This window comes from Cupriavidus taiwanensis (assembly GCF_900250075.1).
Lineage (GTDB): Bacteria > Pseudomonadota > Gammaproteobacteria > Burkholderiales > Burkholderiaceae > Cupriavidus > Cupriavidus taiwanensis_C.
Window position 1 is genome coordinate 2,733,734 of sequence record NZ_LT977070.1, and the last position, 25,419, is coordinate 2,759,152.

A 25,419-nucleotide genomic window follows, 5' to 3' on the forward strand; every position below is an offset into this window, starting at 1 on the left:
ATTGTGCGTTACATTGACGCTTTCGCCTCCCAGCCCCACTGCCCAGCCTGCCATGACCCCGCACGCCATCACCACGCTGGCCGAACTGGAAGCGCTCTACGCGCAACCGGCGGCGCCCTCGCTGTCCAAGCAAGTCGATTACCTGCACCCGCATTACCGCGCCTTTATCGAGGCGGCGCCGTTCTGCCTGCTGTCGACGGTGGGCCAGGACTGGGCCGAATGCTCGCCGCGCGGCGACGCGCCCGGCTTCGTCCAGGTGCTGGACGAGCGCACGCTGCTGCTGCCGGACCGGCGCGGCAACAACCGCATCGACAGCCTGCGCAATATCGTTGCCGATCCGCGCGTGGGCCTGCTGTTCGTGATTCCCGGCATCAACGAGACTATCCGCGTCAACGGCACCGCGCAGATCAGCGTCGATCCGGCGCTGATCGCGCGCTGCGTGGTCGACGGCAAGGCGCCGACCACGGTGCTGGTGATCACGGTGCAGGCGGTGTTCTTCCAGTGCGCCCGCGCGCTGATCCGTTCGCGCCTGTGGGCCGCGCAGTCGCAGGTCGCGCGCCAGACCCTGCCGAGCAACGGCGAGATCCTGGCCACGCTGAGCGGCAACGCCATCGACGGCGCCGCCTATGATCGCGAGCTGCCCGAGCGGCAGCGCACCACGCTCTACTAGCGCGACAGCCACTCCGGCGCGTGCGTGCCGAGCGGCTCGGACGGCAGCGTCCAGCGCGCCGGCGTCCCGGAGAGCTGCGCGGCGTGGCGCACCACCGTGAGCATGCCGAAGCCGGACGGCACCGCTTCGAGCAGGTCGGCCACGTCGTCGATCTTCTGCTCTGGCGCCTTGAGCCCGTCCGTCACGCGCCCCAGCCCGCGCAGCCACTGCCCCACCTGCGCCAGCGACACGCGCACATGCCAGCTGCCGCCCTCCACCGCGCGCCGGTGCAGCGCGGCCATCGCGCCGAACGCCAGCAGGTAGCCCGCGGCGTGGTCCAGCACCTGGGCTGGCAACGGCCGCGGCGTGTCGCTGCCCGCGGCTTCCGCCTCGGCGTGGTTGAAGCCGGTGGCGGTCTGCACCAGCGAATCGAAGCCGCGCTTGTGCGCCCACGGCCCGACGTGGCCATACGCGCTCAGCGACACATAGATGATGTCCGGACGGGCGCGCGCGGCGGCCTCCGGGCCGACGCCCAGTTCGGCCAGGCCGCCGGGCCGGTAGCCTTGCACCAGCACGTCGGCGCCGTGCAGCAGCTTGTGCAGCGTGCGCTTGTCGTCGGCATCGCGCAGGTCCAGCTGGCAGCTGCGCTTGCCGCGGCCGGTGTCGATCACCAGCGGCGCGATCGACGGCAGGTGCGGCGCGGTCACCAGCAGCACGTCGGCGCCATGCGCGGCCAGCGTGCGGCCCGCCACCGGGCCGGCGATGATGCGGGTGAAGTCGAGCACGCGCACGCCCGACAGCGGCTGCGCGTCCGCGGACAGCGGCGCCGGCAGCGGCTGCGGCGGGGCATCGCCGATCCGCTCCAGCGTCACCGGCGGCAGGCCGCGCAGCGCCGCGGCTTGCGGATGGCGGTCCCATTCGTCGAAGCTGCGCAGCGCAGCCACGACCAGCCCGGCGTCGGACGCGGCCGTTTCGAACGCCTCGGCTTCCCATTTTTGCAGCGCCGCCTGTACCGCGTCCTTGTCATAGGCGCATCCGAGCAGGCGCAGCACGCCGTCGCGGTGATGCGGGAAATTGGTGTGCAGGCGGACCCAGCGGCCGTCGCCGCAACGGTAGATGCCGGCGATCCGGTCCCACAGCTCCGGTGCCGGGCCGCCATCGACGCGCAGGTAGCGCTCGCTGCGGAACTCGGTGATGGCGTGGCGCATGTCGACGCTGACCTGCTGCCAGCGGCCGCTGCGGCCTTGCCACAGCGTGGCGGCGGCTAGCGCCGACGCGGCCAGGCTGGCCTGCGCCGCGGTGCCCACGGCAAAGCTCGAAGGCAGCACCGGCTCGGCGCCATCCAGGCGCAGGTGGGCCAGCGCCCCGGCGGGCAGGCCGGCATCGCGCCATAGCGCGGCCACGACATCGTGGGGCATGGGCGGCACTTGTGCCGCAACGGTGGGGGCATTCATGGGCGTTCCTGATGCGATGGGTCACGCTCCATGCTACTCCGACACATCACTTTGCGGTGCGGCGGCCGGCGCCGGCAACGGACAAGACCACAAATGAGCCGGTGCTCACGGCGTGCGGCGCCGCCGGCACGGTAAAATCCCGCTATTGGCATTCCGCCACGCAATCCGACGACCCGGCCCCACGCCCTGCAGGCGCTTGCGGCCGGCCAACCGGCGCCATCATGAGCCACGACAACAAGCCTACCGACAGCACCCCAGCCGCCTCCAACTTCCTGCGCAGCATCATCGACCAGGACCTCGCCGCCGGCACCTACGCCGGGCGCCAGGACCAGCAGGGCGAGCCGCTGCCGGCCGTCATCACCCGCTTCCCGCCGGAGCCCAACGGCTACCTGCATATCGGCCACGCCAAGAGCATCTGCCTGAACTTCGGGCTGGCGCGCGACTACGGCGGCCGCTGCCACCTGCGCTTCGATGACACCAACCCGGTCAAGGAAGACACCGAATACGTCGACTCCATCATCGACGCCGTGCACTGGCTCGGCTTCTCCTGGGACAGCACCGGCAAGGACGGCGCCGCGCAGCCGCACCTGTACTACGCCAGCGATTACTTCGACCAGCTCTACGCCTTTGCCGAGACGCTGATCGAGCGCGGCGCCGCCTACGTCGACAGCCAGTCGGCCGAGCAGATCGCCGCCAGCCGCGGCAATTTCTCCGAGCCGGGCAAGGCCTCGCCCTTCCGCGACCGCAGCGTAGAGGAAAACCTGCAGCTGTTCCGCGACATGCGCGCCGGCAAGTACGGCGACGGCGAGCACGTGCTGCGCGCCAAGATCGACATGGCCGCGCCCAATATCGTCATGCGCGACCCGGTGCTCTACCGCATCCGCCACGCGCATCACCACCGCACCGGCGACAAGTGGTGCATCTACCCGATGTACGACTTCACGCACTGCATCTCGGACGCGCTGGAGAACATCACCCACTCGCTGTGCACGCTGGAGTTCGAGAACAACCGCCCGCTGTACGACTGGGTGCTGGAGCACCTGCGCGACAGCGGCGTGTTCCGCGACCCGCTGCCGCACCAGTATGAGTTCGCGCGGCTGAACCTGACCTACGCCATCACCAGCAAGCGCAAGCTCAAGCAACTGGTCGACGAAAAGCGCGTCGATGGCTGGGACGATCCGCGCATGCCCACGCTGGTGGGCGTGCGCCGCCGCGGCTACACGCCGGAATCGATCCAGCTGTTCTGCGACCGCGTCGGCGTGGCCAAGGCCGACAGCTGGATCGACATGAGCACGCTCGAAGGCTCGGTGCGCGACGACCTCGACGGCCGCGCCGCCCGTGGCGTGGCCGTGCTGGACCCGCTCAGGCTGATCATCGACAACTACCCCGAAGGCCAGAGCGAGGAATGCTCGGCGCCGGTCCACCCCAAGAAGCCGGAACTGGGCAAGCGGGTGTTCCCGCTGTCGCGCGAGCTGTGGATCGAGCGCGAGGACTTCAACGAGACCCCGCCCAAGGGCTACTTCCGCCTGTTCCCCGGCAACAAGGTGCGCCTGAAGTACGGCTACGTGATCGAGTGCACCGGCGTGGACAAGGACGCCGACGGCAACGTCGTGGCGGTGCACGCCAACTACCTGCCCGACACCAAGAGCGGCACGCCGGGCGCCGACAGCGTCAAGGTCAAGGGCGTGATCCACTGGGTCAGCGCGGCGCATGCGTATGAAGCCGAGGTGCGCCTGTACGACCGCCTGTTCAGCGATCCCAACCCGGATGCCGGCGGCAAGAACTTCCTCGATGCGCTCAACCCGGATTCCAAGCAGGTGATCACCGCCTACCTGGAGCCGGGCCTGCGCGAGGCGCAGCCGGAAGACCGCTTCCAGTTCGAGCGCCATGGCTACTTTGTCGCCGACCGCAGCGATTCGACGCCGGGCAAGCCGGTGTTCAACCGCATCGTCGGCCTCAAAGACAGCTGGGGCAAGTAATGGGCAGACCTGGCAAGGCAGCGGTGCAGACCATCACCTTCCCGCTCGAGGGCGAGTTCATCGCCCTCAATGACCTGCTCAAGCTGGCGGGCGTGTGCGACAGCGGCGGCGCCGGCAAGGCGCTGGTCGCGGCCGGCGAAGTCTCGGTGGACGGCGCGCCCGAATCGCGCAAGACTGCCAAGATCCGCGCCGGGCAGGTGGTGGGCCTGGCGGGCATCGAGATCCGCGTGGTCGCCGCCTGACCGCGCGGCCGGCCGGCGCGCCGCCCCGTGCGGCCGGCGCCGGCACCGCAACCGAAAGGATGACTATGCCGATCGCTTTCTGGTGCGTGCTGCTGGCCGGCGTGCTGCCGCTGGCGACGGTGGCCATCGCCAAGGCCAGCGCGCCGGGCTACGACAACCATGACCCGCGCGGCTGGCTGGAACGGCAATCCGGCCGCGCGCGCCGCGCCGACCTGGCGCACCGCAACCATTTCGAGGCCTTCCCCTTCTTTGCCGCGGCGGTGCTGAGCGCCACCTTGCTGCAGGCGCCACAGGCCCGCATCGACGAACTGGCGATGGCCTTCATCGCGGTGCGCCTGCTCTACACCCTTTGCTACATCACCGACCGCGCCACCCTGCGCACGCTTTGCTGGACCATCGGCTACCTGACCGTGGTGGGGATCTTCCTGCTGCCGGTCTTTGTCCACTGACGCCCATGGGCCTGCGCGCGCTGGTGCTCGTGGCTGCCATCGGCATCACCGCCGCCCACGCGGCGCCGGTCGAGTACACCCTGGATCCGGCCCATACCACCGTCTATTTCTCCGCCAGCCATTTCGACCGCAGCTCGGTGCGCGGGCGCTTCGGCAGGATCGACGGCCGCCTGGTCTATGACGCGGACAGCGGCGCCGGCGCCATCGACGTGACCGTGGACCTGGCCTCCGTCGATACCGGCAACCGCACGCTGGACGGCGTGCTGCGCTCGGCGCAGTTCTTCGATATCGCTGAGCATCCGCTGGCGCGGCTGCGCGCCGACCGCTTCCTGACGGAAGCCGGCCATCTCTCCGTCGTCGAGGGCGAACTGACACTGCACGGCGTGACCCGGCCCGTGCGCCTGACGGCCGAGCGCTTCCGCTGCGGCGAGGTCACGCTGTTCGGCGTGCGCCGCCAGGTCTGCGGCGGTGACTTCCGCGCCGAAGTGCCGCGCAGTGCCTTCGGCATGACCCGCTTCCTGCCCGACGTCGGCGACATCGTGACGCTGCAAGTGGCGGTCGAGGCATCGCCTGCCGCAAGCCTTCCGCGCTGACTCCGCGCTTACCCTACTCGTCACCTGCGCCACAAATTTCTCTTGTAGAATCAGCGCTTTGCAAAATCCCTGCCACGCCCGTCCGCGTGTGCGGCGACGCGAGACAGAGACCATGTTCGAGATTCATTCCGGCGACATCGTGGCCGCCGCGCTGGCGGCTGCCGGAGCCTGCCTGGCCTGCAGCATTCCGGGCGACTTCCTGCGCCGCTTCCCGCTGTGGGCAGTGCGCACCTACGGGCGCGGCGCGCTGCTGATGCCGTTCCTGGCGATGATGGTCGGCACCTGGCTGTTTCGCCTCGGACTGGCCGGCCAGCTCGACACCCCGCCGGGCCAGGCACTGCTGGTCGCCGCGGCCTTCCTCGGCACCCTGCTGGTGTCGGCGCTGCTGCGCTTCTACCTGAAGGAATACCGCAAGCGCTGAGGCGCGGGCTTTGAATCGACGGGGTTGAATCGCGTATGATGCGGCCTTTTCCGTCGTACGCACCCCAGCCCGGGGCGCCTGCCGCTTACCTGACCTCATGGCGCTCAAATCCACCATCTTCAAGGCCGAACTGTCCGTGTCGGACATGGACCGGCCCTACTACGGCAGCCACAGCCTGACCATCGCCCAGCACCCGTCCGAGAACGACGCGCGCATGATGGTGCGCCTGCTGGCCTTTGCCTGCGAAGCCAGCGAAACCCTGGCCTTTACCCGCGGCCTCGACGAACCCGACGAGCCCGACCTGTGGGACAAGCGCCTGACCGGCGACATCGCCCATTGGGTCGAACTGGGCCAGCCCGACGAAGCCCGCCTGAAACGCGCCGCCGCGCGCGCCGAACGCGTGACCGTCTACACCTACAATGCCGCGAGCGCGCGCGAATGGTGGAAGGGCATGGCGGGCAAGGCCGGCAAGCTGCGTAACGTCACCGTCTACAATGTCCCGGCAGAGGCCGTCGACGCGCTGGCCGCGCTGGCGCAGCGCGCCATGCGCCTGTCGGTGACGATCCAGGACGGCGATATCTGGGTGGCCGACGACGACCGCAACGTACAACTGACGCTGGAAGTGCTCCAGCGCGCCCAAGCCTGAGCGCAGCGGCGCTGCGCTCATCTTCCCTGTCCACGTCTTTTCCATCGCAAGGAAACCACGCCATGCAAACCACGCCCTCTGGCCTGCAATACGAAGACACCACGGTCGGCTCCGGCGCCGAAGCCACCGCCGGCAAGCACGTCACCGTGCACTACACCGGCTGGCTGTACGAGAACGGCCAGGCCGGCCGCAAGTTCGATTCGAGCAAGGACCGCAACGACCCGTTCGTGTTCCCGCTGGGTGCCGGCCATGTGATCCGCGGCTGGGACGAGGGCGTGCAAGGCATGAAGGTCGGCGGCGTGCGCCGCCTGATGATCCCGGCCGACCTGGGCTATGGCGCGCGCGGCGCCGGCGGCGTGATTCCGCCGAACGCGACGCTGCTGTTTGAAGTGGAACTGCTGGCGGTTTAAAGCTAGCGATTCAGGCCGGCGCCGCCGCTCCCGCGCCAGCAGGAGCGGCGTCCCGGCCGAAGCATTCAGCCCGGACGCCCTGCCCGGACGCTCTCAGAAACCGATGGCGGCGTTGCCGACATCGACGCGGACCTTGTCCCGGTCCAGCAGCCGCGCCGCATGGCGCGCATAGTCCTGCGCCCAGGCAGCATCGCCGGAGAAGCGCGCTTCTCCAGAGAACTTGGCGACATTCAGGATCTTGTCGATCACCAGCACCTTGCCCACCGGGCTCGATGCCTGGCAGTCCAGCTCGGTGTATTCCCGGTCGAACCAGCGCCAGGCGGCATCCTCGGTGACCGCGGCCAGCTCGTCCGTGCCGACCGTGAAGTCATATTCCTTGCCGCTGCCGAACACCACCGTAAGCGTACGTGCCATCGCAGGTTCCCCCTGGGTTGGATTGAGGCCCCATTGTAAGGACTCGGCGGCGCCAGCGGCGCGCCATTGCGCCGCATTTCGCTCGGGCCTGACCACCGACAAGGCGCGCCGCCGCACCGCCATCGCACGTGGCAACGGCGACACGCGGCCGCGACCGTTGTCTGGCGCCCACACCGCGACCGCTGACTCGGACAATTCCGAGTAAAAGTGCCACTTGTGGCATTTCCGCGACCCGCCCGGGACGCCGCTTTGATTTATGCTTGCAGCATGGGCATCACGCGACAGGACCTCGAATCCGACCGGCTGCGCACCTCGCTGTGCAGCACCCCGGTTGCGTCCTCGCTGTTGCCCGAGGCCGCGCTGGAACAGTCGCTGGCCGATACGCTGGCGCGTCGCCCCGACGATCCCGCGCTGGGCGGCGATGTCTGGGTGTTCGGCTACGGCTCGCTGATCTGGAACCCGATGGTGGTGCACACCGAGCGCCAGCGCGCCACGGTGCACGGCTACCACCGCGGCTTCTATCTCTATTCCCGCATCAACCGCGGCACCTGGGACAATCCCGGGCTGGTGCTGGGCCTTGACCGCGGCGGCTGCTGCCACGGCATGGCCTTCCGCGTGCCCAGCCATGTGGTCGAGCAGGAGTTCCGGGTGCTGTGGCGCCGCGAGATGCTGACCGGCGCCTACCATCCGCGCTGGCTGCGCATCCGCGTTGGCGCCGCCGGCGCGCCGGAGCAGCGCGCGCTGGCCTTCGTCATGAACCGCTCCCACGAGGCCTACGCCGGCCGGCTGCCGGACACCAGCGTGGTGGAGCGGCTGCGCCACGCTACCGGCCTCTACGGGCCGGCACGCGAGTACCTGCAACAGACCCTGCTGGGACTGGCCACCAACGGCGTCGACGATCCCTACCTCGGGCGGCTCTGGCGCCAGTTGCAAGCGGGCGATGCCGCCGATGCCGCCGATGCCGCCGAACCTGCCGGCGGCCAGGTGCCGGACCACGCCACGCTGCCGACCAGCCCTCACGAAACCGTCTGAGCCCAGGAGCTGCCGCCATGACGCGCCCCGCCGCCCGCACCCGCAGACAGGCACTCAATGAGTTGCTGGGGCTGGTGGGCGTGCTGATGGGCGGCGGGCTGCTGGCGGCGCAGGGCGGCCAGACCCTGGCGGCGCGTCCCGCCGGCGGCGCCGCCAACCCGCCCGCGCCGCGCCTGCCGCGCGCCCCCGCCACGCAGGCGCCGGCACGTCGCGACGCCATCGGCACGCTCGACCGCAACCTGATCACCGCCGCCAGCGCCGGCGACCAGGCCCTGGTGGCGCGCCTGCTGGCCGCCGGCGCCTCGGCCCGCGCCGCCGACGAACGTGGCCACAGCGCGCTGCTGGCGGCCGTGCAAAGCCGCCACACCGAGGTCGCGCGCACGCTGATGCTGGCCGGCGCCGACGTCAACCTGAAGGATGCCGATGCCAACAGCCCGTTCCTGCTGGCGGCCGCCACCGGCCAGGCCGACATGGTGCGGCTGGCGCTGGCGCACGGCGCCGACCTCGCCAGCACCGACCGCTACCATGGCACCGCGCTGATCATGGCCAGCCAGCAGGGCCACGTGGAAGTTGTGAAGCTGCTGCTCAAGGCCGGCATCGCCGTCGACCACGTCAACGACCTGGGCTGGACCGCGCTGCTGGAGGCGGTGATCCTGGGGGACGGCAGCGCGCGCTACGAGGATACGGTGCAGCTGCTGCTGGACGCGGGCGCCGACGCCAACCTGGCCGACCGCGAAGGCGTGACGCCCACGCGCCATGCGCGCCAGCGCGGCTACAAGACCATGGTGAAGATGCTGATGCGGGTGCGCGGCCATTGAGCCCGGGACGCGCACAAAAAGAAAAAAGGCTGGTCGCCGGACCAGCCTTTTTCATGCCACGGCTGCGCGGACTCAGGCCGCCGGCGCCGTGCCTGCGGCAGGATTGCGTGCGTTCTCGCTTTCCTGCAGCTGCCGCCACATCACCTTGCCGGTGCCCGACTTAGGCAGCGCCTCGACGAACTCCACCACGCGCGGGTACTTGTAGGCGGCCATGTTGTCCTTGGCCCAGTCGATGATCTGCTCGGGCGTGGTCTTGCCCCTGGCATGGGCGCGCAGCACCACCACCGCCTTGACGGTCTCGCCGCGGTACGGGTCGCGGGTGCCGATGATGCAGGCTTCCTGCACGTCCGGGTGCTTGTACAGCAGGTTCTCGACCTCGGCCGGCCACACCTTGAAGCCCGACGCATTGATCATGCGCTTGAGCCGGTCAGTGATGAAGTAGTAGCCCTCTTCGTCCATGCGGCCCAGGTCGCCGGTGCGGAAGAAGGTCTTGCCCTCGAACTCGATGAAGGCCTCGCGGGTGGCATCCTCCTTGCCCCAGTAGCCCTTGAACACCTGCGGGCCGCTGACGATGATCTCGCCGATCTCGTTGGGCGGCAGTTCCTTGAGCGTGACCGGGTCGATCACGCGCGCGTCGGTGTTGAAGGTCGGCACGCCCAGGCACTGCAGCTTGGGCCGGTCCGACGGGTTGCTGTGGGTCGGCGCCATGGTCTCGGACAGGCCATAGCCCTCCAGGTAATTCAGCCCGAACTGCTCGCGCAGGCGCTCGGCCACCGCCTGCGGCATGGCCGCGCCGCCGCCGCCGATATAGCGCAGGCTCGACAGGTCGAATTCGGCCAGGTTGGGGCTGGCCAGGAAGTCGATCACCATGGTCGGGATATTGGTCCAGTGCGTGACCTGGTAGCGCGAGATCAGGCGCCCCGCCACTTCGCGGTCCCAGCGCGGCAGCATCACCACGGTGGCGCCGCTGTAGATCGGGCCGTTCATGCCGTACTGCATGCCGGTGACGTGGAACAGCGGCAGCACCGACAGCACCACCGACTCCGCGCCCGAGCCCGACCAGGTCGCGCCGCCGACGATGTTGTGCATCACCGAGCGGTGGGTGTGGATGCAGCCCTTGGGAAAGCCGGTAGTGCCCGAGGTGTACGGCATCACCGCCATGTAGTCCGGGCCGGCGGTATGCGGCCCCGGCTGCAGGCCGGCGCCGAGCGCGTCGGCCCACGTGGTGGCGCCGGCGGGCAACGGATGCGGCGTGGTCAGCCAGGCCGGCGGCGCGTCTTCCGGATGTTCGTGGGCCGGCGGCAGTGCGTCGGCGTATTGAGTGACCAGCAGGTGCTGCAGGCGCTGCGCCGGCTCCAGCTCGGCCTGCGCCTGCTCGACGCCGGCGGCGAGGTCGGCGGTGAAGATCGCCACGCGCGCCTGGGCGTCGGTGACGTAGTGCTTGAATTCCTCGGCGCGGTTCATCGGGTTGACCGGCACCACCACCGCGTCGGCGCGCAGGATGGCGTAGTAGCTGACGATGAACTGCGGACAGTTCTGCATGTACAGCAGCACCCGGTCGCCCTTCTTCACACCCGCCTTCTGCTGCAGCCAGCCGGCCAGCGCGGTGGCCTGGTCTTGCAGCTCACGGAAGCTGATGGCGTTGCCGAAATAGCGGATCGCGGCCTTGTCGGCATAGCGCAGCGCCGAGACCTCCAGGTTGGCCCACAGCGACGTTTCCGGCAGCACGATGGCGGGCGGCAGGCGCTTTGGCCAGAACTGGAAATGCGGGCGGTCGGGGTTCGGCATGAAGGGTCTCCTGTGCGGTCTCGCGGACCGGGTCTGTCGTATGGTCAAGGACTATAACCGAACGATCGTTCTATTTTCAACCGGTGACTTCCCGCACGGCGCAGGTCCGAGGGCGGCCGCGGGCGTTGCAATCGGCGCCTTCGCCCTCACAATAAGGGGTATCGATTCCCTTTTCTCTCCCGACCAGGATTCCCCATGAGCGACGTCACCCTGCAGAATTTCGAAACCGAAGTGATCGACGCCTCGCGCCAGATGCCGGTGCTGGTCGATTTCTGGGCGCCTTGGTGCGGCCCCTGCCGCACGCTGGGCCCGATGCTGGAACGCCTGGAAGCCGAAGCGAACGGCCAGTGGAAGCTGGTCAAGGTCAATGTCGACGAGAACCAGGAGCTGGCCGCGCACTTCGGCGTGCGCAGCATTCCCCATGTGGTGGCGATCGACGACGGCCAGGCGGTGGACCAGTTCACCGGCGTGCTGCCGGAATCGGGCCTGCGCGAGTTCCTGAGCCGGCTGGCGCCGGGCCAGGCCAGGTCGCCGCTGGCCGACGCGCTGGCACTCGCCGCCGCCGGCAACCGCGACGGCGCCGAGACCTTGTTCGCCGATGCGATCGCAGCCGATCCGGAATCCGATGCCCCGCGCCTCGCCTATATCGGCTTCCTGCTCGACGGCAACGCCGTCGACCGGGCCCGGGCCGAGTTTGCGGCACTGTCGCCACGGGCGGAACAGGAAGCTGGCTATGGCGCGCTGCGCACGCGCATCGATGCGATGGAGAACGCCGCCGGCCTGCCCGATGCGGCCACCCTGGCCGGGCGCATCGAAGCCGATCCGCGCGACCTCGCCGCGCGCCTGGACCTGGCTCGGCTGATGATCGCGCAGCAGCAATACGAGCCGGCGCTGGAACAGCTGCTGGCGATCGTGCGCGCCGACCGCGGCTTCGACGACGATATCGGCCGCCGCACCATGCTGTCGGTATTCGAGATGCTGGCCGACCGGCCCGAGGTGGTGTCACGCTGGCGCCGCCAGCTGAGCACGTCGCTGAACTGACGGTGACGCGGGCCCGGCGCGGTAAACTGGCGCATTCTCAGCTCCACCACCTCCGCGATTCACCCCGCTGCCATGACCGCGCCCCGCCTGATCGACTTCAAGACCGCACCCGCCCCCAGCCACGACCGGCCGCGCCCCGACCGGCTGGTGGCGGGCAATCCGGACCGCACCACCTGGACGCACTACAGCGCGCAGCATGGCGATTTCGATTGCGGTATCTGGGCGTGCGAGCCGGGCGCGTGGCGCATCGCCTTCCCGGCGGGTAAGGAAGAGTTCTTCCACGTCATCAGCGGCCGCATCCGCATCAGCGACGACAGCGGCCAGGCCAGCGAATTCGGCCCTGGCGATGCCTGCGTGATCCCGGGCGGCTTTACCGGCGTGTTCCAGGTGCTGGACCCGGTGCGCAAATACTTCGTGGTGATCGACCGCGATGCGGCGCGCCCGGCCTGAGCGCCGGGCCCGCGGCGATCACGCCGCCGTGGCGGGACCTTCGATCAGCGTGAAGCCGTTTTCTCGCATATGCTCGACCATCATCGCGTCCATCGACTTGACGTGATGGTCGAACCAGCCTGACAGCTCGGCCACCAGCCGGCGGCCAAGCTGGAATTCGGCATCGCTGTGCACCTTGTCGCGCACCGCGACGGCCACCGCCAGCACCTGCTGGTGCTCGCCCGCGTGGCAATGGCGCGGGCCGAACCCCATGGCCTCCATCCACTGCTCTTCCTGGGCGAAATGATGGCGGGTGTGGTCGATCCAGGCGTCCATCGCCGCCAGGAAGGCGTCGTCGTCGGCGCCGGCGACCGCCGCCAGCAGCTGCACGAACTCGGCGTGGGTGGCGTCGGTGACCGGTTCGCCCAGGTGCAGGTGGTCCGGCAGGCCGGCGGAGGAAAGCTGGTCTTTGGCGTCCATGGGGAGGGGCGGCAAGCGTGGAGAAAAACGGCAAGGATACCGAATCGGCGCGAGTCGGGCCTGATCTGGCGCAAGCGAGCGGGTATGCTGTGGGCAATGCGGCCGGTCCGTCACCCTACCGTCTTACGCTCATGCCACGACTGATCTTCTTCTGCGGCCATGCCGGCACCGGCAAGACCTCCCTGGCCCACCGCCTGATCGGCCCGCTGATGCAGGCCACCGGCGAGCCGTTCTGCCTGCTCGACAAGGACACGCTGTACGGCCGCTACAGCGCCGCGGCCATGGCCGCCATCACCGGCGATCCCGACGACCGCGACAGCCCCGCCTACCTGGAGCACCTGCGCGACCCCGAATACCAGGGCCTGCTCGACACCGCGCGCGAGAACCTGGCGCTGGGCATCAGCGCGATCGTGATCGGGCCGCTTTCGCGCGAGGTCCGCGCCCACCTGCTGAACGACCCGGACTGGCTGCACGTGCCCGCCGGCACCACGGTGCGCACGGTCTGGGTCCACCTGCCCGAGGACGAGGCCCACGCGCGCATCATCCGGCGCGGCAACCCCAACGACGCCTACAAGCTGGCGCACTGGGATGCGTACCGGACCCGGCGCTTCATGCCGGCGCCCGTCGACTATCCGGAACTGATCTTTTTCGACAACCGGGCACCGGAGCAGGCCGACATCGACGCGCTGCTGCGCGCGCTGAGCGCCTGAACGCGCGGCGGCGCAAGTCCTCAGCCGCGCGCGATCGCGCCGATCACCGCCGACGCCGCGACAAAGCCGAACACCGCCGTCACCGCCACCGACGAGCCGAAGCCGGCGCAGGCCAGCCCTTGCGGCCCGCGCGCGGCGGACTGGCCCGGCTGCACCTCGAGCGGCGGTGCCTCGTCGATCTCGCAGGCCTGCTGCTCGGGCTCCGGATATTGCAGCGGCTCGTCGGAATAGACCGCGGCGATGCCGAACTTCTTTTTCGGGTCGCGGGTAAAGCCCCACTGCTTGCGCAGGCCGGCGCGCACCTTGGACAGCAGCGGGTCCTGGATCGTGCGCGCGAGGTCGTCGATGCGCACGCGCGTGGGGTCGAGCTGGCCACCGGCGCCGCCGCAGGTGATCACCGGCACGCCCTGACGCCGTGCCCAGCCCAGCATGGCGGTCTTGACCCGCACCGCGTCGATGGCGTCGATCACATAGTCATAGCCGGCGCCGAGCAGGTCCGGCACGTTGTCGGCGGTAACAAAGTCGTCGACCTGGGTCACGCGGCAACGCGGGTTGATGGCGACGATGCGCTCGGCCATGGCCTCTACCTTGGCACGCCCGTAGGCGTCGCCCAGCGCATGGATCTGTCGGTTGGTGTTGGACAGCGCGATATGGTCCAGGTCGATCAGCGTGATGCGGCCCACCGCGTTGCGCGCCAGCGCCTCGGCCGCCCAGCTGCCGACCCCGCCGATGCCGACCACGCACACGTTGGCCGCCTCCAGCCGCGCCAGCCCGGCGGCCCCGTACAGCCGCGCCACGCCGCCGAAACGGCGGTGGTAGTCGTCGTCGGCCGGGCTTTCGTGGGTCAGCGGCTCGGGCAGGCCAGCCAGCTCGTGTGCGGCATCGTTCATACGGAAAGGAGCGAATCCGGGGACGCGTGGCCATGCCACCCACGCCAATGCCGGCGCAAAAAATCCGGCATTTTCCGGCGGCGATGTCAGCCAGTCCCCGACAAGGACGGGAAGCGCGCAACTATACAATAGACCTGCAGTGGTCCGTTCGCCGCGCCGCGCGGTTTCCGCGGGCCCTCCCCCCGCCAGCCAGGAGCCCGCCTCATGCCCGTGCGCCGCAAGGTCGTTCTGTGGAGTGTCCTGACACCGGTCGCGCTGATCGCGCTGCTGGTGGTCGTGATCCTGACCTTCGACTGGAACCGGATCAAGCCCTGGCTCAACGACCGCGTCTCCGAAGCCATCGGCCGCCCCTTCGCCATCAATGGCGACCTCACCGTGACCTGGCGCCGCGGCGAGGGCGAGCAAGGCTGGCGCACGCTGGTGCCGTGGCCGCGGCTGTCGGCACGCGACATCACCGTCGGCAACCCGGACTGGGCCGCGCAGCCCCATATGGCGACCGTGCGCGAGCTGATCTTCGTGCTGCGCCCGCTGCCGCTACTGGCCAACGAGATCGCGGTGCCGACCATCGTCATCGACAGCCCGGCGGTATGGCTGGAACGCCTGGCCGACAGCCGCAACAACTGGACCTTCGACACCGGCCCGAAAAAAGATGGCACCTCGAAATGGCAGCTGGATGTCGGCGAGGTGGTGCTGGCGCGCGGCAACCTGGCGCTGACCGACCAGCTCAAGAAGATCTCGCTGCAGGCGGAACTCGACACCATCGGCAACGCGCCGCTCTATGACAAGGCGCGCGATGGCGCGCTGGTCGAGCCGCAAGCCTCGGCCGTGCCACCCGGGCCGCCGGGCAGCGCCGCCCAGGCGGCCTCGGCGCCGCGGGCCGGCGGCCCGGCCTCCGCGGCGCCCGCCAACGGCGGCGACGGCCGCTATGGCGTGCGCTGGAAAGCGACCGGGCGCTACAACGAAGCCACCATCAATGCCAGCGGCAAGGCCGGCACGGTGCTGAGCCTGCGCAATACCGACGTGCCGTTCCCGATCCAGGCCGATGTGCGCGTGGGCACCACGCGCGCCCAGATCGAAGGCACGGTCACCAATCCGGCGCACCTGGCGGCGCTGGACGTGCACCTGACCCTGGCCGGCGACAGCATGGCCAGGCTCTATGCGCTGACCGGCGTGGTGCTGCCGTCGACGCCGCCGTACCAGACCCGCGGCCGGCTGATGGCGACGCTGCGCAAGGAAGGCTCGATCTACGAGTACCAGAAGTTCACCGGCCGCGTCGGCGGCAGCGACCTGTCCGGCACGCTCACCTTCACCAAGCGCGACCCGCGCCCGCTGCTGGCCGGCAACCTGGTGTCGAATGAGCTGCGCTTTGTCGACCTGGCCCCGCTGATCGGCGCCGACGCCAAGCCCGGCCGCCCGGCCAAGGACAGCCCGGTGGCCCAGCCGGCGGACAAGGCGCTGCCGGTGGCGCCGTTCCGCACCGAGCGCTGGGACGAGATCGACGCCGACGTGCACTTCACCGGCAAGCGCATCATCCGTGATGCCGAGCTGCCGATCACCGACCTGGTCACGCACCTGAAGCTGCAGGACGGCGTGCTGCTGCTCGACCCGCTCAACTTTGGCGTGGCGGGCGGCAACCTGGTGTCGACGGTGCGGCTCGACGGCAAGCGCGAGCCCATGGGCGCGATGGTCGACCTGAAGGCGCGGCGCATGAAGCTCAAGCAGCTGTTCCCGACCATCGACCTGATGCGCGCCAGCATCGGCGAACTCAACGGCAGCGCCAAGCTGTCGGCCACCGGCAATTCCGTGGCGGCGCTGCTGGGCTCGTCCAACGGCGAGGCGCGGCTGCTGGTCGAGAACGGCACGGTCAGCAAGTTCCTGCTCGAGGCGATCGGCCTCAATGTCGGCAGCCTGGTGGTCTCGAAGCTGTTCGGCGACAAGCCGGTGCAGATCAACTGCGGCGTCAGCGACTTCGCCATGACCGACGGCGTGGCGCGCGCGCGCACCTTCGTGCTCGACACCCAGGACGCGGTGATCGAGACCACCGGCGGCATCGACCTGCGCAGCGAGCGGCTGGCGCTGACCATCCACCCGGACTCCAAGGGCCTGCGCGTCTTCTCGCTGCGCTCGCCGCTGTATGTCGGCGGCACCATGAAGAACCCGCGCGTCAGCCCCGATATCGGCGTGCTGGCGCTGCGCGCCGGCGGCGCGCTGTCGCTGGCGCTGCTGGCGCCGGTCGCCACCGCGGTGCTGCCGCTGCTCGACCTCTCGCCGGGCGGCGACGACACGCAGTGCGCCAAACTGCTGGCCGAACTTCGCAAGCGCCCCACCGCGCCGCCGCCGGGCAAGACCTACAAGGACCCGAAGGCCGCGGCGGCGCCCGCCGACGCCACCGGCGCGACGGAGACAAGCCGGTCCGGCGCGGAGGCCACGGCCAGGCGCCCTGGCCAGCCCGCGGCCGAAGCCCGTGCCGGCAAGCCGCCCGCTGCCAGCCGTCAAGAACCGTCCCGGCCCGCCGCCCAGCGCCCGCCGCAGCGCCCGGCCAACGAACGCGCGCCGCAACGCCCCGGCAACGACCGATCGTTCTACCAGGGCGGATAGATGCACTCGCCACCCGGGCCCCTCGCCGTTTAAACAAAATCGCAACACTTGGCGCCACTGCGGCAAGTTGACGCACGTTGTCGTTGTGCCGCGACGCGCTCAGGCGCATAATTAAACGGCCATTTACAAGAAGCTCAAGCATGGCAAGCATTGACTGCGACGCGGGCTCGCCCGTGTGGCATCCTTGAAGGTGCGGCTGCGGCCGCCCTTTGTTTTTGCTGCCTGTTTTGCGCCATTTTCCGATTCACCGCTCTGGTACGGCACCCGGCCGGCACCGGACGCGCCTCACCGACGCTTCGCCCCGCCCCATGACGCTGACGCATGCCGCCGTCCCGCCGATCACCTGGCTGATCGCACTGACGGTGTGCAACCACGTGGCCTTCAATGCCAGCCGCGTGGTGGTGTCGCTGTTCGCGATTTCCCTCAAGGCCTCCACCGTCACGCTGGGCGTGCTGATGTCGCTGTACGCGCTGCTGCCAATGCTGCTGGCGATCCGCGCCGGCAAGCGGATCGACCAGATCGGCCCGCGCAAGCCGATGATGGCGGGCTCGCTGATGGTGGTGGCGGGCACGCTGCTGCCAGCGCTGTGGCACGAACTGGGCGCGCTGTACCTGTCGTGCGCGCTGATCGGGGTCGGCTTCATGCTGGTCCAGGTGGCGATGCAGCTGCTGATCGGACAGGTCTCGACCGATGCCACCCGGCTGCGCAACTACACCTGGCATGCGCTCGGGCTGTCGGTGTCCGGCACGCTCGGGCCGGTGGCGATGGGCTACGTGATCGAGCATGCGGGCTTCCGCCCCGCCTTCGCCGTGCTGGTGGTGGTGGCATTGGCGGGTCAGGCCGGCCTGCAATGGGTGCGGCCGCGGCTGCCTGCGCGCGGCGGCAACGCCGGGCGCATCGCCATCGCGGACGGCACCCGCCATTCCACGCTGGACCTGCTGCAGCATCCCGAACTGCGCGCGGTCTTCGTCGCCAGCGCGGTGCTGTCGGCCGCTTGGGACCTGCACGCGTTCCTGATCCCGATCCAGGGCTCGCGCATCGGGCTGTCGCCGTCGTCGATCGGCTGGGTGCTGGGCGCTTTCGCCATCGCCACCTTTGCCATCCGGGTGGCGATGCCGGCGGTGTCGCGCCGGCTGTCGGAATGGAAGATCATCCGCGCCGCCCTGCTGGTGGGCGCGCTGGCCTACCTGGCCTACCCCTTCGTCGCGCACTTCTGGCTGATGTGCGCACTGGCCTTCGTGCTGGGCCTGGCGCTGGGCAGCGCGCAGCCCAATGTCATGAACATCCTGCACGCCGCGTCGCCGCACGGCCGCGCGGGCGAGGCGCTGGGCCTGCGCTCGGCGGTGCTGAACACCAGCCAGGTGGTCTGGCCGCTCACCTTCGGCGTGGTCGGCACGGCCCTGGGCATGCTGCCGATCTTCCTGTCGATGGCGGGCGCGATGGGCGCGGCCGGCTACTATTCGCGGCGCCAGGGACGCAAGGCGCTGGCGCCGCCGGCACGCTCCGCCACGGGCGGGTGACACGCACGGGTGGCGAGACCGATACCGCTTGTCGCCGCGCAAATGCGGCCCCCGATGCATTCGCTATACTCGAATCAGCCGGACCTGCGGCCCCGCCCCCGGGCGCACCGCGCTTCCAGACCGATTCCCTGATGATTGCGACATGACCCAACTTGCCGACCTGCGCCGCACCTACGTTCTCGGCGCGCTGTCCGAAGCCGACGTGGCCCCCGATCCGATGCACCAGTTCAAGCGCTGGTTCGACGAAGCGGTCACGGCCAAGCTGCCCGAGCCCAATGCCATGACCCTGGCCACGGTCGACGCCGACGGCCAGCCCTCGGCGCGCATCGTGCTGCTCAAGGGCATCGACGACCGCGGCTTCACCTTCTTCACCAACTATGAAAGCCGCAAGGGCCTGGACCTGGCGGCAAACCCGCGCGCCGCGCTGCTGTTCCACTGGGTCCAGCTGGAACGCCAGGTGCGCGTCGAAGGCCGCGTCGAGAAGGTCTCCGACGACGAAAGCGACGCCTATTTCGCCACGCGTCCGCTGGGCTCGCGGGTGGGCGCCTGGGCTTCCGCGCAGAGCCGGGAGGTTCCCGGCCGCGATGTGCTGGAGCAGCGCGAGCAGGAATACCGCAGCAAGTTCGGCGAAAACCCGCCGCGCCCGCCCTACTGGGGCGGCTACCGCCTGGTGCCGACCGCACTGGAATTCTGGCAGGGCCGGCCGTCGCGTCTGCACGACCGCATCGCCTACCGGCTCCAGCCGGGCACGGGCTGGCAGATCGTGCGGCTGTCGCCCTGAGCCGGCCGGCGGACGCCGCGCGCGTCCGCGCTGATGCCTCTACGTCTCTCCCGGGACGACCGCAGGGTCTTCCGGGGGTGCGCTGCACGGGCTGCGGAATTGGACTAAAGTGAGACAGGCGTCGCTTGGCTACTCTTTTCTTGCAGCGCTCGCGATGGATCGGGCAAGGTTTGCGCGCAGTTTCTCCTTGCCGGATGCGTCCGCCGAAGCGTGTGCCGCAACCATCGGGAGGTAAAGCGCATGTTTTTCAAGCAAACCCTGGAAAAGCAACTCGACAACTGGATCGCCGACCTGCGCGAGAACGCCAATCTCCCGGTCAGCCTGCGGCTGTGGAATGGCACCGAATACCCGCTGGGGCAATTCGACAAGCCGGTGGTGACGCTGACCGTGCGCGAAGCCGCGGCCCTGCCGCTGCTGCTGACCCCAAGCCTGGACAACCTGGGCGAGGCGTACGTCCAGGGCAAGATCGATTTCGAGGGCCGGCTGGCGGACATCATCAAGGTGGGCTACGGCTTCTCGGCCGCCGCCACGCGCCGCGCCGGCGGTGCCCTGTACAAGGTGGCGCAGCACTTCTCGCATACCAAGCAGGAAGACAAAGAGTCGATCCAGTACCACTACGACGTCTCCAACGACTTCTACCAGCTCTGGCTCGACCCCAACATGGTCTATTCCTGCGCCTACTTCGAGCACGGCGACGAAGACCTGGCCACCGCGCAGCTCAAGAAGATCGACCATATCCTGACCAAGATCCGGCTGCAGCCGGGCCAGACCCTGCTCGACATCGGCTGCGGCTGGGGCGCGCTGGTGCTGCGCGCGGCGCAGAAGTTCGGCGCGCGCTGCGTGGGCATCACGCTGTCGCAGAACCAGTTCGACCTGGCCACCGAGCGCGTGCGGGCCGCGGGCCTGTCCGACCGCATCGAGATCCGGCTGCAGGACTACCGCGACACCACCGGCACCTTCGACCGCATCACCAGCGTCGGCATGTTCGAGCACGTGGGCAAGAACAACCTGGCCGGCTATTTCGGCCGCATCCGCGAACTGCTGGCCGACGACGGCTTCGCCATGAACCACGGCATCACCTCGCCCGACCCCGACAACGGGGCGACGCCGATGGACGGCGCCGAATTCATGGACCGCTACGTGTTCCCGCAGGGTGAGCTGCCGCATATCGGGCTGGTGCTGCGCACGCTGCAGCAGGGCGGCCTGGAAGCCTTCGATGTCGAGCTGCTGCGCCGGCACTACGCGCGCACGCTGCACCACTGGGCCGACAACTTCGAGGCGCGCGGCGACACCATCCGCAGCATGGTCGGCGAGAAGAAATACCGCATCTGGCGCGTCTACCTTGCCGGCTGCGCCCACGCCTTCGAGACCGAGAAGATGTCGATCTACCAGGTGGTGTGCCACAAGTCCGGGCTGCAGGCCGACTCGCTGCCGTGGTCGCGCCGCTATATCTACGAACAGCCCATCGGCCGCAACGACTGAAGGCAACCGAAACGATTGACTGAAGACCTCTTCGGCGGGCTGCCCCTGCCCGCCCCCGCAGCCCCTCCCGGGCGGCCAGCGGCGCCAGCCGGCGCGGCCACCCAGCCCGACGCCCCAGGCAGACCGGCGCGCGGCAAGAGCGTGCAGCCGGTTACGGCAGCGCCGGCGCTGCAGGCGCTTGCTGCGCAACTGCCGCCCCACCTGTATTTCGGCACCTCGTCGTGGGCCTATCCCGGCTGGAACGGGCACGTCTACGACGGCGAGTACAGCGACAGCCTGCTGTCGCGCAAGGGCCTTGCCGCCTATTCGCGCCACCCGCTGCTGCGCGCCGCCGGCATCGACCGCGGCTTCTACGGGCCGATCCCGCTGGCCGATTACCTGTCCTACGCGGCGCAGGCGCCGGAGGGCTTCCGCTTCCTGGTCAAGGCCCCGGCCAGCGTCTGCGACGCGTGGCTGCGCGGCCCGGACGGCGCCGGCCGGCTCGCCAACGCCGCCTTCCTGGATGCGGAGATCGCGGCGCGCGACTTCATCGTGCCGGCCACCAGCGGCCTGGGGCACAAGTGCGGGCCGTTGCTGTTCCAGCTGTCGCCGATGGGGCCGCTCGCCGACAGCGCGGTATTCCTGGAGCGGCTCGACGCCTTCCTCGGCGCACTGCCGGCGCTCGATCCGGCGCTGACGCCGCATGCAGCCTATGCCGTCGAGCTGCGCGACCCGGCCCTGCTGACGCCGCGCTATATCCGGCTGCTGCGCCACCATGGCGTGCGCTTCTGCCTGTCGGCGCGCGACCGGCTGCCGCCGGTGCCGCGACAGGCGGCGGCGCAGGCGCTGATGGACGAGGCCGCGGCGGGCCCGCTGGTGCTGCGCTGGATGCTGCATGCGGGCCGGCCCTATGCCTACGCGGAGAAGCGCTATGCGCCGTTCGACCGCATCGTCGACGACGATCCCGACACCCGCCACGCGATTGCCGACGTGGTGGCGCGCACGCTGCGCGCCGGGCAGCCCGCCATCGTCATCGTCAGCAACAACGCCGAAGGCTGCGCGCCGCTGAGCTGCGAACGGCTGGCGGAGGCCATCGTGGCGCGGCTGGAGCGCTGAGCCCGCCGCCGCGCCGGCGCACGACTTTACTTGCGCACGACTTACTTGCGCAGCTTCGCGCCGAACTGCTTGCGGAATTTCGCCAGCTTGGGCGAGATCACGAACGCGCAGTAGCCCTGGCTGGGATGGTCCTGGTAGTAGTTCTGATGGCCGGCCTCGGCGCGCCAGTACGGCTGCTCCGGCTCGACCTGGGTCACGATCGGCGCATCGAACGCCTTGGCGGCGACCAGCTCGCGCATCACGTATTCGGCCGTCGCGCGCTGCGCCTCCGAGTGCGTGAAGATGGCCGAGCGGTACTGCGGCCCGACGTCGTTGCCCTGCCGGTCCGGCGTGGTCGGGTCGTGGATGGCGAAGAAGATCTCGAGGATCTCGCGGTAGCTGATCACCGACGGATCGAAGCTGACGCGCACCACTTCGACGTGGCCGGTGTCGCCTGCGCAGACCTGCTGGTAGGTCGGGTGGTCGACATGTCCGCCGGTGTAGCCGGACTCGACCCCGACCACGCCTTCGACCTGCTGGTAGACCGCCTCCAAGCACCAGAAGCATCCGCCGCCCAGCGTGGCGGTTTCCAATCCATGTTCCATTTGCGCCGCTCCCTTGCGTAATCGTCTGTCTTGCCAGGCCTCAAGCATAAGCGCAGATCGACGCGCTTGCAGCGGATTCAGCCGGGCTCGCGGCGCGCCTCCAGCAGCGCGCGCAATTGCGGCTTGAGCACCTTGCCCAGCGCGCTGCGCGGCAGGTCTTCCATCAGCACCACCTCGCGCGGCAGCTTGAAGCGGGCGATGCGCGCGGCCAGCAGCTCGCGCAGCGGCTCGGCCGCCAGCGCGCCGCGCGGCGCGCCCGGCGCCGGCACGATCACCGCCACCGGCACTTCGCCCCAGCGCGCATCGGCCACGCCGACCACCGCGCATTCCTGCACGCCGGGCAAGCCGGCCAGCACGTTCTCGATCTCGGCGGGATAGATGTTCTCGCCGCCCGAGATGATCATGTCCTTGCCGCGGCCCACCACCTCGATGCAGCCGTCGGCATCGCGGTGCGCAAGGTCGCCGGAATGGAACCAGCCGCCCGCCAGCCCGTTGTCGATCAGCCCACTCTCGGGCTGGTTCCAGTAGCCCGCCATGACGTTGGCGCCGCGCACCCACAGCTCGCCCACCGCGCCCTGCGCCACCTCGGCCCCGTCGGGGCCGGCCAGGCGCACTTCGGCCTCGGGCTGCGGCCAGCCGGCGTAGCCGGGACGCGCCATGGCCTGTTCCAGCTTCAGCACCACCGACACCGGCCCGGTCTCGGTGGCGCCATAGACCTGCCCGAGCGGCACGCCGCGGGCGTGGAAGGCGTCGATATACGAGCGCGGGATGGTCGACGATCCGGCCATCACCCCGCGCAGCGCCGCCAGGTCGGCATCGGCCCAGCCCGGGTGCTCCAGCACCGCGCGCAGCGTCGCCGGCACCATCAGCGACAGGCTCGGCCGCGCCCAGGCCACCGCGTCCAGCCAGGCCTGCGGCGCGAAGCGGTCATGCAGCGTGACGCGCGCGCCGGCCAGCAGCGCCGGCAGGGTCTGGATGCACAGCCCGCCGACATGGAACAGCGGCAGCACCGACAGCACGTGGTCGTCGGCGCTCATGCCGTGCGCCCACCAGCTGGCGCGCGCATTGGCCAGCAAGCCAGCCTGGGTATGCACCGCGCCCTTGGGCTTGCCGGTGGTGCCGGAGGTATAGGCCAGCAGCAGCGGCGCATGCTCCGGCACGGGGGCATGGACCACGCCGGACGGCGCCGGACAGTCGACCAGGCGGTCGAGGTCAGCCACGCGGGCATCGCCACAGGCCTCGCGCGCCAGCGCTTCATGGTCCGGATCGTGGAACAGCAAGGCCAGTTGCGCGTGATCGCAGATCGCCCGCAACTCGGCCGGTGCCAGCCGGTAGTTCAGCGGCGCGAAGATGGCGCCGACGCGGGCGCAGGCGAACAGCAGCACCAGCTGCAGCTCGTGGTTCAGGCACAGCGTGCCGACCCGGTCGCCGGGGCGGATGCCCCAGGTCGCGGCCAGGTGGGCGCTGGCGCGCTCCACGCGCCGCCACAGCTTGCCGTAGGTGTAGGTGCGGCCCCGGTAGTGCAACGCCGGCCGGCCCGGCGCCGCGTCGGCATGGCCATGCAGCATGGCCGGCAGCGCGCCCAGGCCAGCGGCACCGGCGCGGATGGCCCGGCGGGGGGCGCTCATTCGTCGCGCTCGCCGGATTCGTACAGGGTCTCGCGGCCCATGCGGTCGAGGATCAGCTCGGCGGTCCACGGCAGCATCAGCGCGCCGCAGCGCGAATCGCGATAGAGCCGCTCCAGCGGCAGGTCCTTGAGCATCGACTGGCCGCCGCAGGTGCGGATCGCCAGCCGGGCGATATCGTTGGCGCCTTCCATCACCGTGTAGTGCGCGGCGTACAGGCGCAGGCGCTCGTCCTTGGACGGATTGGGCTTCGCTTCGTGGATCGCGCGCCAGAAGAGCGAGCGCATGGTCTCCAGCTGGATTCGCATCTGCGCCACCGCGATCTGCTTGGTTGGATACATGCGCCGCTTGACCGGCGGCTGTCCCGGAACCTCGCCGCGCAGGTACTGCACGGTGAAGTCGTACGCCGCCTGCGCCACCCCGAGGTAGGTCGGCGACAGCGTGAAGAACATCGCCGGCCAGGTCTGCGCGGCGCGATAGTAGACCCCGCGCGGCATCAGCTGCTCGTGGTCGGGCACGAACACATCCTTGAGCAGCAGCGTGCGCGATACCGTGCCGCGCATGCCCATCGGGTCCCAGTCGCCGGTCACGGTGAGGCCGTCCGCCTTTCCGGGCACGGCGATGTAGAGCGTGTCGCGCATGTCGGGATGCTGGTCGCCGCGATCCTCGGTGCACAGGATGCCGTAGTAGTTGGCCGCGCCGGACAGCGAGGCGAAGATCTTGCGACCGTTCAGCACCCAGCCGCCGTCGACCTTGCGCGCCGTGGTGCCGAACGGCGCCTTGCCGGCGGCCGCCGCCGAGCCTTCGGAGAACGGCTGTGCGTAGACCGCGCCGTCGCGCACCACCCGCGCGAAATGCAGCTCGCGGCGGGCCTGGTGTTCGTCGCGCTGTGCCGGGGTCATGTCGATGCCATCGGACAGCACGCCGGTCCACATGGTCGAGCAGATATGCATGTTGTAGGTGAGCGCGGTGGCGCCGCAGAAGCGGCCGATCTCGGCGCCGACCATGCAGTAGGTGGCAAAGTCCGCGCCCGCGCCGCCAAACGCCCGCGGCACGCACAAGGCCAGCAGGCCGGCCTCGCGCAGGTCGTCATAGTTGGCGAACGGGAAGCTGGCCTCGCGGTCCCAGGTGGCGGCGCGCGGCGCGAAGCGCTCGCGGCCCAGGCGGTTGGCCAGCGTCAGCCATTGCGCCTGTTCCGGCGAGAAGTCGGCCGTACCGACGGCGGGAATGAAGTCGAGCTGGCCGGATGGCATGTCGCGTCTCCTTTTTGTCCTGCTCGCGCCGGATGG

The 25,419-nt window shown here is 69.8% G+C and carries 26 protein-coding genes; 18 read left to right on the forward strand and 8 right to left on the reverse strand.

The genetic code is table 11. The annotated features are described in order from the left end of the window. Nucleotides 1-52 precede the first annotated feature (52 nt). Nucleotides 53-670, forward strand: coding sequence for a pyridoxamine 5'-phosphate oxidase family protein (locus CBM2588_RS12640; protein ID WP_115680784.1), 618 nt, complete (start codon nucleotides 53-55; stop codon nucleotides 668-670). Here the strand turns inward: CBM2588_RS12640 and CBM2588_RS12645 are convergent. Continuing rightward, nucleotides 667-2,103 carry a CoA transferase gene (locus CBM2588_RS12645; protein ID WP_115680785.1) on the reverse strand — a complete coding sequence of 479 codons (1,437 nt, stop codon included), beginning with the start codon at nucleotides 2,101-2,103 and terminating at the stop codon, nucleotides 667-669. The genes CBM2588_RS12640 and CBM2588_RS12645 overlap by 4 nt on opposite strands. Before the next feature lie 221 nt (nucleotides 2,104-2,324). On the opposite strand from CBM2588_RS12645, the gene CBM2588_RS12650 reads away from it, so the two are divergent. The 7 genes from CBM2588_RS12650 to CBM2588_RS12680 all read left to right on the forward strand — a co-directional run bounded on the left by CBM2588_RS12650 (nucleotide 2,325) and on the right by CBM2588_RS12680 (nucleotide 6,843). Continuing rightward, nucleotides 2,325-4,082 (forward strand): glutamine--tRNA ligase/YqeY domain fusion protein, encoded by a 1,758-nt coding sequence (locus CBM2588_RS12650; RefSeq protein WP_115680786.1) that lies wholly within the window; start codon nucleotides 2,325-2,327, stop codon nucleotides 4,080-4,082. Continuing rightward, nucleotides 4,082-4,324, forward strand: coding sequence for an RNA-binding S4 domain-containing protein (locus CBM2588_RS12655; protein WP_115680787.1), 243 nt, complete (start codon nucleotides 4,082-4,084; stop codon nucleotides 4,322-4,324). Before CBM2588_RS12650 ends, CBM2588_RS12655 begins: the two co-directional genes overlap by 1 nt. A gap of 65 nt (nucleotides 4,325-4,389) precedes the next feature. Continuing rightward, complete coding sequence (locus CBM2588_RS12660; protein WP_115680788.1) at nucleotides 4,390-4,773, forward strand: MAPEG family protein; 384 nt, start codon at nucleotides 4,390-4,392, stop codon at nucleotides 4,771-4,773. Between the two features lie 5 nt (nucleotides 4,774-4,778). Further along, a complete protein-coding gene (locus tag CBM2588_RS12665; protein WP_115680789.1) occupies nucleotides 4,779-5,366 on the forward strand; it encodes a YceI family protein in 588 nt (195 codons plus the stop codon). 112 nt (nucleotides 5,367-5,478) lie between these two features. Beyond that, nucleotides 5,479-5,787 carry a hypothetical protein gene (locus CBM2588_RS12670; protein ID WP_115680790.1) on the forward strand — a complete coding sequence of 103 codons (309 nt, stop codon included), beginning with the start codon at nucleotides 5,479-5,481 and terminating at the stop codon, nucleotides 5,785-5,787. Between the two features lie 97 nt (nucleotides 5,788-5,884). Beyond that, the gene (locus CBM2588_RS12675) at nucleotides 5,885-6,433 is read left to right on the forward strand and encodes a YaeQ family protein (protein ID WP_012353517.1); all 549 of its coding nucleotides are present in this window, start codon (nucleotides 5,885-5,887) and stop codon (nucleotides 6,431-6,433) included. Nucleotides 6,434-6,495: 62 nt separating this feature from the next. After that, a complete protein-coding gene (locus tag CBM2588_RS12680; RefSeq protein WP_115680791.1) occupies nucleotides 6,496-6,843 on the forward strand; it encodes an FKBP-type peptidyl-prolyl cis-trans isomerase in 348 nt (115 codons plus the stop codon). Nucleotides 6,844-6,936: 93 nt separating this feature from the next. Here the strand turns inward: CBM2588_RS12680 and CBM2588_RS12685 are convergent, their stop codons facing one another. After that, nucleotides 6,937-7,257 carry a hypothetical protein gene (locus CBM2588_RS12685; RefSeq protein WP_115680792.1) on the reverse strand — a complete coding sequence of 107 codons (321 nt, stop codon included), beginning with the start codon at nucleotides 7,255-7,257 and terminating at the stop codon, nucleotides 6,937-6,939. A gap of 267 nt (nucleotides 7,258-7,524) precedes the next feature. Here CBM2588_RS12685 and CBM2588_RS12690 point away from each other — a divergent pair, with 267 nt between their 5' ends. Together CBM2588_RS12690 and CBM2588_RS12695 are read left to right on the forward strand one after the other, a co-directional pair. Beyond that, nucleotides 7,525-8,289 (forward strand): gamma-glutamylcyclotransferase, encoded by a 765-nt coding sequence (locus tag CBM2588_RS12690; protein WP_115680793.1) that lies wholly within the window; start codon nucleotides 7,525-7,527, stop codon nucleotides 8,287-8,289. A 17-nt stretch (nucleotides 8,290-8,306) separates the two neighbouring features. Further along, nucleotides 8,307-9,107, forward strand: coding sequence for an ankyrin repeat domain-containing protein (locus tag CBM2588_RS12695; RefSeq protein ID WP_115680794.1), 801 nt, complete (start codon nucleotides 8,307-8,309; stop codon nucleotides 9,105-9,107). A gap of 72 nt (nucleotides 9,108-9,179) precedes the next feature. Here the strand turns inward: CBM2588_RS12695 and CBM2588_RS12700 are convergent, their stop codons facing one another. Then, a complete protein-coding gene (locus CBM2588_RS12700; RefSeq protein ID WP_115680795.1) occupies nucleotides 9,180-10,895 on the reverse strand; it encodes a long-chain fatty acid--CoA ligase in 1,716 nt (571 codons plus the stop codon). Nucleotides 10,896-11,090: 195 nt separating this feature from the next. Here CBM2588_RS12700 and trxA point away from each other — a divergent pair, with 195 nt between their 5' ends. Together trxA and CBM2588_RS12710 are read left to right on the forward strand one after the other, a co-directional pair. Continuing rightward, a complete protein-coding gene (gene trxA, locus CBM2588_RS12705; RefSeq protein ID WP_115680796.1) occupies nucleotides 11,091-11,936 on the forward strand; it encodes a thioredoxin in 846 nt (281 codons plus the stop codon). A 72-nt stretch (nucleotides 11,937-12,008) separates the two neighbouring features. Next, nucleotides 12,009-12,386: a cupin domain-containing protein gene (locus CBM2588_RS12710; protein ID WP_115680797.1), complete on the forward strand. Its 378-nt coding sequence runs from the start codon at nucleotides 12,009-12,011 to the stop codon at nucleotides 12,384-12,386. Between the two features lie 18 nt (nucleotides 12,387-12,404). Here the strand turns inward: CBM2588_RS12710 and CBM2588_RS12715 are convergent, their stop codons facing one another. After that, nucleotides 12,405-12,845 (reverse strand): bacteriohemerythrin, encoded by a 441-nt coding sequence (locus CBM2588_RS12715; RefSeq protein WP_018008188.1) that lies wholly within the window; start codon nucleotides 12,843-12,845, stop codon nucleotides 12,405-12,407. A gap of 131 nt (nucleotides 12,846-12,976) precedes the next feature. Between CBM2588_RS12715 and CBM2588_RS12720 the strand changes: the two genes are divergently transcribed. Continuing rightward, the gene (locus tag CBM2588_RS12720) at nucleotides 12,977-13,555 is read left to right on the forward strand and encodes an AAA family ATPase (protein WP_115680798.1); all 579 of its coding nucleotides are present in this window, start codon (nucleotides 12,977-12,979) and stop codon (nucleotides 13,553-13,555) included. A gap of 20 nt (nucleotides 13,556-13,575) precedes the next feature. Here CBM2588_RS12720 and tcdA read toward each other — a convergent pair whose 3' ends face one another. Then, the gene (gene tcdA / locus CBM2588_RS12725; protein ID WP_115680799.1) at nucleotides 13,576-14,445 is read right to left on the reverse strand and encodes a tRNA cyclic N6-threonylcarbamoyladenosine(37) synthase TcdA; all 870 of its coding nucleotides are present in this window, start codon (nucleotides 14,443-14,445) and stop codon (nucleotides 13,576-13,578) included. Between the two features lie 204 nt (nucleotides 14,446-14,649). Between tcdA and CBM2588_RS12730 the strand changes: the two genes are divergently transcribed. From CBM2588_RS12730 to CBM2588_RS12750, 5 genes are all read left to right on the forward strand, one after another. Then, nucleotides 14,650-17,043, forward strand: coding sequence for an AsmA family protein (locus tag CBM2588_RS12730; RefSeq protein WP_115680800.1), 2,394 nt, complete (start codon nucleotides 14,650-14,652; stop codon nucleotides 17,041-17,043). A 308-nt stretch (nucleotides 17,044-17,351) separates the two neighbouring features. Then, nucleotides 17,352-18,563, forward strand: a complete 1,212-nt coding sequence (locus CBM2588_RS12735; RefSeq protein WP_115680801.1) for an MFS transporter — start codon at nucleotides 17,352-17,354, stop codon at nucleotides 18,561-18,563. Nucleotides 18,564-18,705: 142 nt separating this feature from the next. After that, nucleotides 18,706-19,344, forward strand: a complete 639-nt coding sequence (gene pdxH, locus CBM2588_RS12740; protein WP_115680802.1) for a pyridoxamine 5'-phosphate oxidase — start codon at nucleotides 18,706-18,708, stop codon at nucleotides 19,342-19,344. A 240-nt stretch (nucleotides 19,345-19,584) separates the two neighbouring features. Further along, on the forward strand, nucleotides 19,585-20,826 hold the full coding sequence (locus CBM2588_RS12745) for an SAM-dependent methyltransferase (protein ID WP_115680803.1): 1,242 nt from the start codon (nucleotides 19,585-19,587) through the stop codon (nucleotides 20,824-20,826). A 15-nt stretch (nucleotides 20,827-20,841) separates the two neighbouring features. After that, nucleotides 20,842-21,921 carry a DUF72 domain-containing protein gene (locus CBM2588_RS12750; RefSeq protein ID WP_115680804.1) on the forward strand — a complete coding sequence of 360 codons (1,080 nt, stop codon included), beginning with the start codon at nucleotides 20,842-20,844 and terminating at the stop codon, nucleotides 21,919-21,921. Between the two features lie 41 nt (nucleotides 21,922-21,962). Here the strand turns inward: CBM2588_RS12750 and msrA are convergent, their stop codons facing one another. From msrA to CBM2588_RS12765, 3 genes are all read right to left on the reverse strand, one after another. Next, nucleotides 21,963-22,505 (reverse strand): peptide-methionine (S)-S-oxide reductase MsrA, encoded by a 543-nt coding sequence (msrA, locus tag CBM2588_RS12755; protein ID WP_115680805.1) that lies wholly within the window; start codon nucleotides 22,503-22,505, stop codon nucleotides 21,963-21,965. A 77-nt stretch (nucleotides 22,506-22,582) separates the two neighbouring features. Continuing rightward, a complete protein-coding gene (locus CBM2588_RS12760) occupies nucleotides 22,583-24,133 on the reverse strand; it encodes a class I adenylate-forming enzyme family protein (protein WP_115680806.1) in 1,551 nt (516 codons plus the stop codon). Further along, nucleotides 24,130-25,383 (reverse strand): acyl-CoA dehydrogenase family protein, encoded by a 1,254-nt coding sequence (locus CBM2588_RS12765; RefSeq protein WP_115680807.1) that lies wholly within the window; start codon nucleotides 25,381-25,383, stop codon nucleotides 24,130-24,132. Before CBM2588_RS12765 ends, CBM2588_RS12760 begins: the two co-directional genes overlap by 4 nt. Nucleotides 25,384-25,419 lie beyond the last annotated feature (36 nt).

Bases quoted from the DNA above. Each gene is read 5' to 3' on its own strand.
- CBM2588_RS12640 (WP_115680784.1), top strand. From the start codon at position 53: ATGACCCCGCACGCCATCACCACGCTGGCCGAACTGGAAGCGCTCTAC.
- CBM2588_RS12645 (WP_115680785.1), bottom strand. From the start codon at position 2,103: ATGAATGCCCCCACCGTTGCGGCACAAGTGCCGCCCATGCCCCACGAT.
- CBM2588_RS12650 (WP_115680786.1), top strand. From the start codon at position 2,325: ATGAGCCACGACAACAAGCCTACCGACAGCACCCCAGCCGCCTCCAAC.
- CBM2588_RS12655 (WP_115680787.1), top strand. From the start codon at position 4,082: ATGGGCAGACCTGGCAAGGCAGCGGTGCAGACCATCACCTTCCCGCTC.
- CBM2588_RS12660 (WP_115680788.1), top strand. From the start codon at position 4,390: ATGCCGATCGCTTTCTGGTGCGTGCTGCTGGCCGGCGTGCTGCCGCTG.
- CBM2588_RS12665 (WP_115680789.1), top strand. From the start codon at position 4,779: ATGGGCCTGCGCGCGCTGGTGCTCGTGGCTGCCATCGGCATCACCGCC.
- CBM2588_RS12670 (WP_115680790.1), top strand. From the start codon at position 5,479: ATGTTCGAGATTCATTCCGGCGACATCGTGGCCGCCGCGCTGGCGGCT.
- CBM2588_RS12675 (WP_012353517.1), top strand. From the start codon at position 5,885: ATGGCGCTCAAATCCACCATCTTCAAGGCCGAACTGTCCGTGTCGGAC.
- CBM2588_RS12680 (WP_115680791.1), top strand. From the start codon at position 6,496: ATGCAAACCACGCCCTCTGGCCTGCAATACGAAGACACCACGGTCGGC.
- CBM2588_RS12685 (WP_115680792.1), bottom strand. From the start codon at position 7,257: ATGGCACGTACGCTTACGGTGGTGTTCGGCAGCGGCAAGGAATATGAC.
- CBM2588_RS12690 (WP_115680793.1), top strand. From the start codon at position 7,525: ATGGGCATCACGCGACAGGACCTCGAATCCGACCGGCTGCGCACCTCG.
- CBM2588_RS12695 (WP_115680794.1), top strand. From the start codon at position 8,307: ATGACGCGCCCCGCCGCCCGCACCCGCAGACAGGCACTCAATGAGTTG.
- CBM2588_RS12700 (WP_115680795.1), bottom strand. From the start codon at position 10,895: ATGCCGAACCCCGACCGCCCGCATTTCCAGTTCTGGCCAAAGCGCCTG.
- trxA (WP_115680796.1), top strand. From the start codon at position 11,091: ATGAGCGACGTCACCCTGCAGAATTTCGAAACCGAAGTGATCGACGCC.
- CBM2588_RS12710 (WP_115680797.1), top strand. From the start codon at position 12,009: ATGACCGCGCCCCGCCTGATCGACTTCAAGACCGCACCCGCCCCCAGC.
- CBM2588_RS12715 (WP_018008188.1), bottom strand. From the start codon at position 12,845: ATGGACGCCAAAGACCAGCTTTCCTCCGCCGGCCTGCCGGACCACCTG.
- CBM2588_RS12720 (WP_115680798.1), top strand. From the start codon at position 12,977: ATGCCACGACTGATCTTCTTCTGCGGCCATGCCGGCACCGGCAAGACC.
- tcdA (WP_115680799.1), bottom strand. From the start codon at position 14,445: ATGAACGATGCCGCACACGAGCTGGCTGGCCTGCCCGAGCCGCTGACC.
- CBM2588_RS12730 (WP_115680800.1), top strand. From the start codon at position 14,650: ATGCCCGTGCGCCGCAAGGTCGTTCTGTGGAGTGTCCTGACACCGGTC.
- CBM2588_RS12735 (WP_115680801.1), top strand. From the start codon at position 17,352: ATGACGCTGACGCATGCCGCCGTCCCGCCGATCACCTGGCTGATCGCA.
- pdxH (WP_115680802.1), top strand. From the start codon at position 18,706: ATGACCCAACTTGCCGACCTGCGCCGCACCTACGTTCTCGGCGCGCTG.
- CBM2588_RS12745 (WP_115680803.1), top strand. From the start codon at position 19,585: ATGTTTTTCAAGCAAACCCTGGAAAAGCAACTCGACAACTGGATCGCC.
- msrA (WP_115680805.1), bottom strand. From the start codon at position 22,505: ATGGAACATGGATTGGAAACCGCCACGCTGGGCGGCGGATGCTTCTGG.
- CBM2588_RS12760 (WP_115680806.1), bottom strand. From the start codon at position 24,133: ATGAGCGCCCCCCGCCGGGCCATCCGCGCCGGTGCCGCTGGCCTGGGC.
- CBM2588_RS12765 (WP_115680807.1), bottom strand. From the start codon at position 25,383: ATGCCATCCGGCCAGCTCGACTTCATTCCCGCCGTCGGTACGGCCGAC.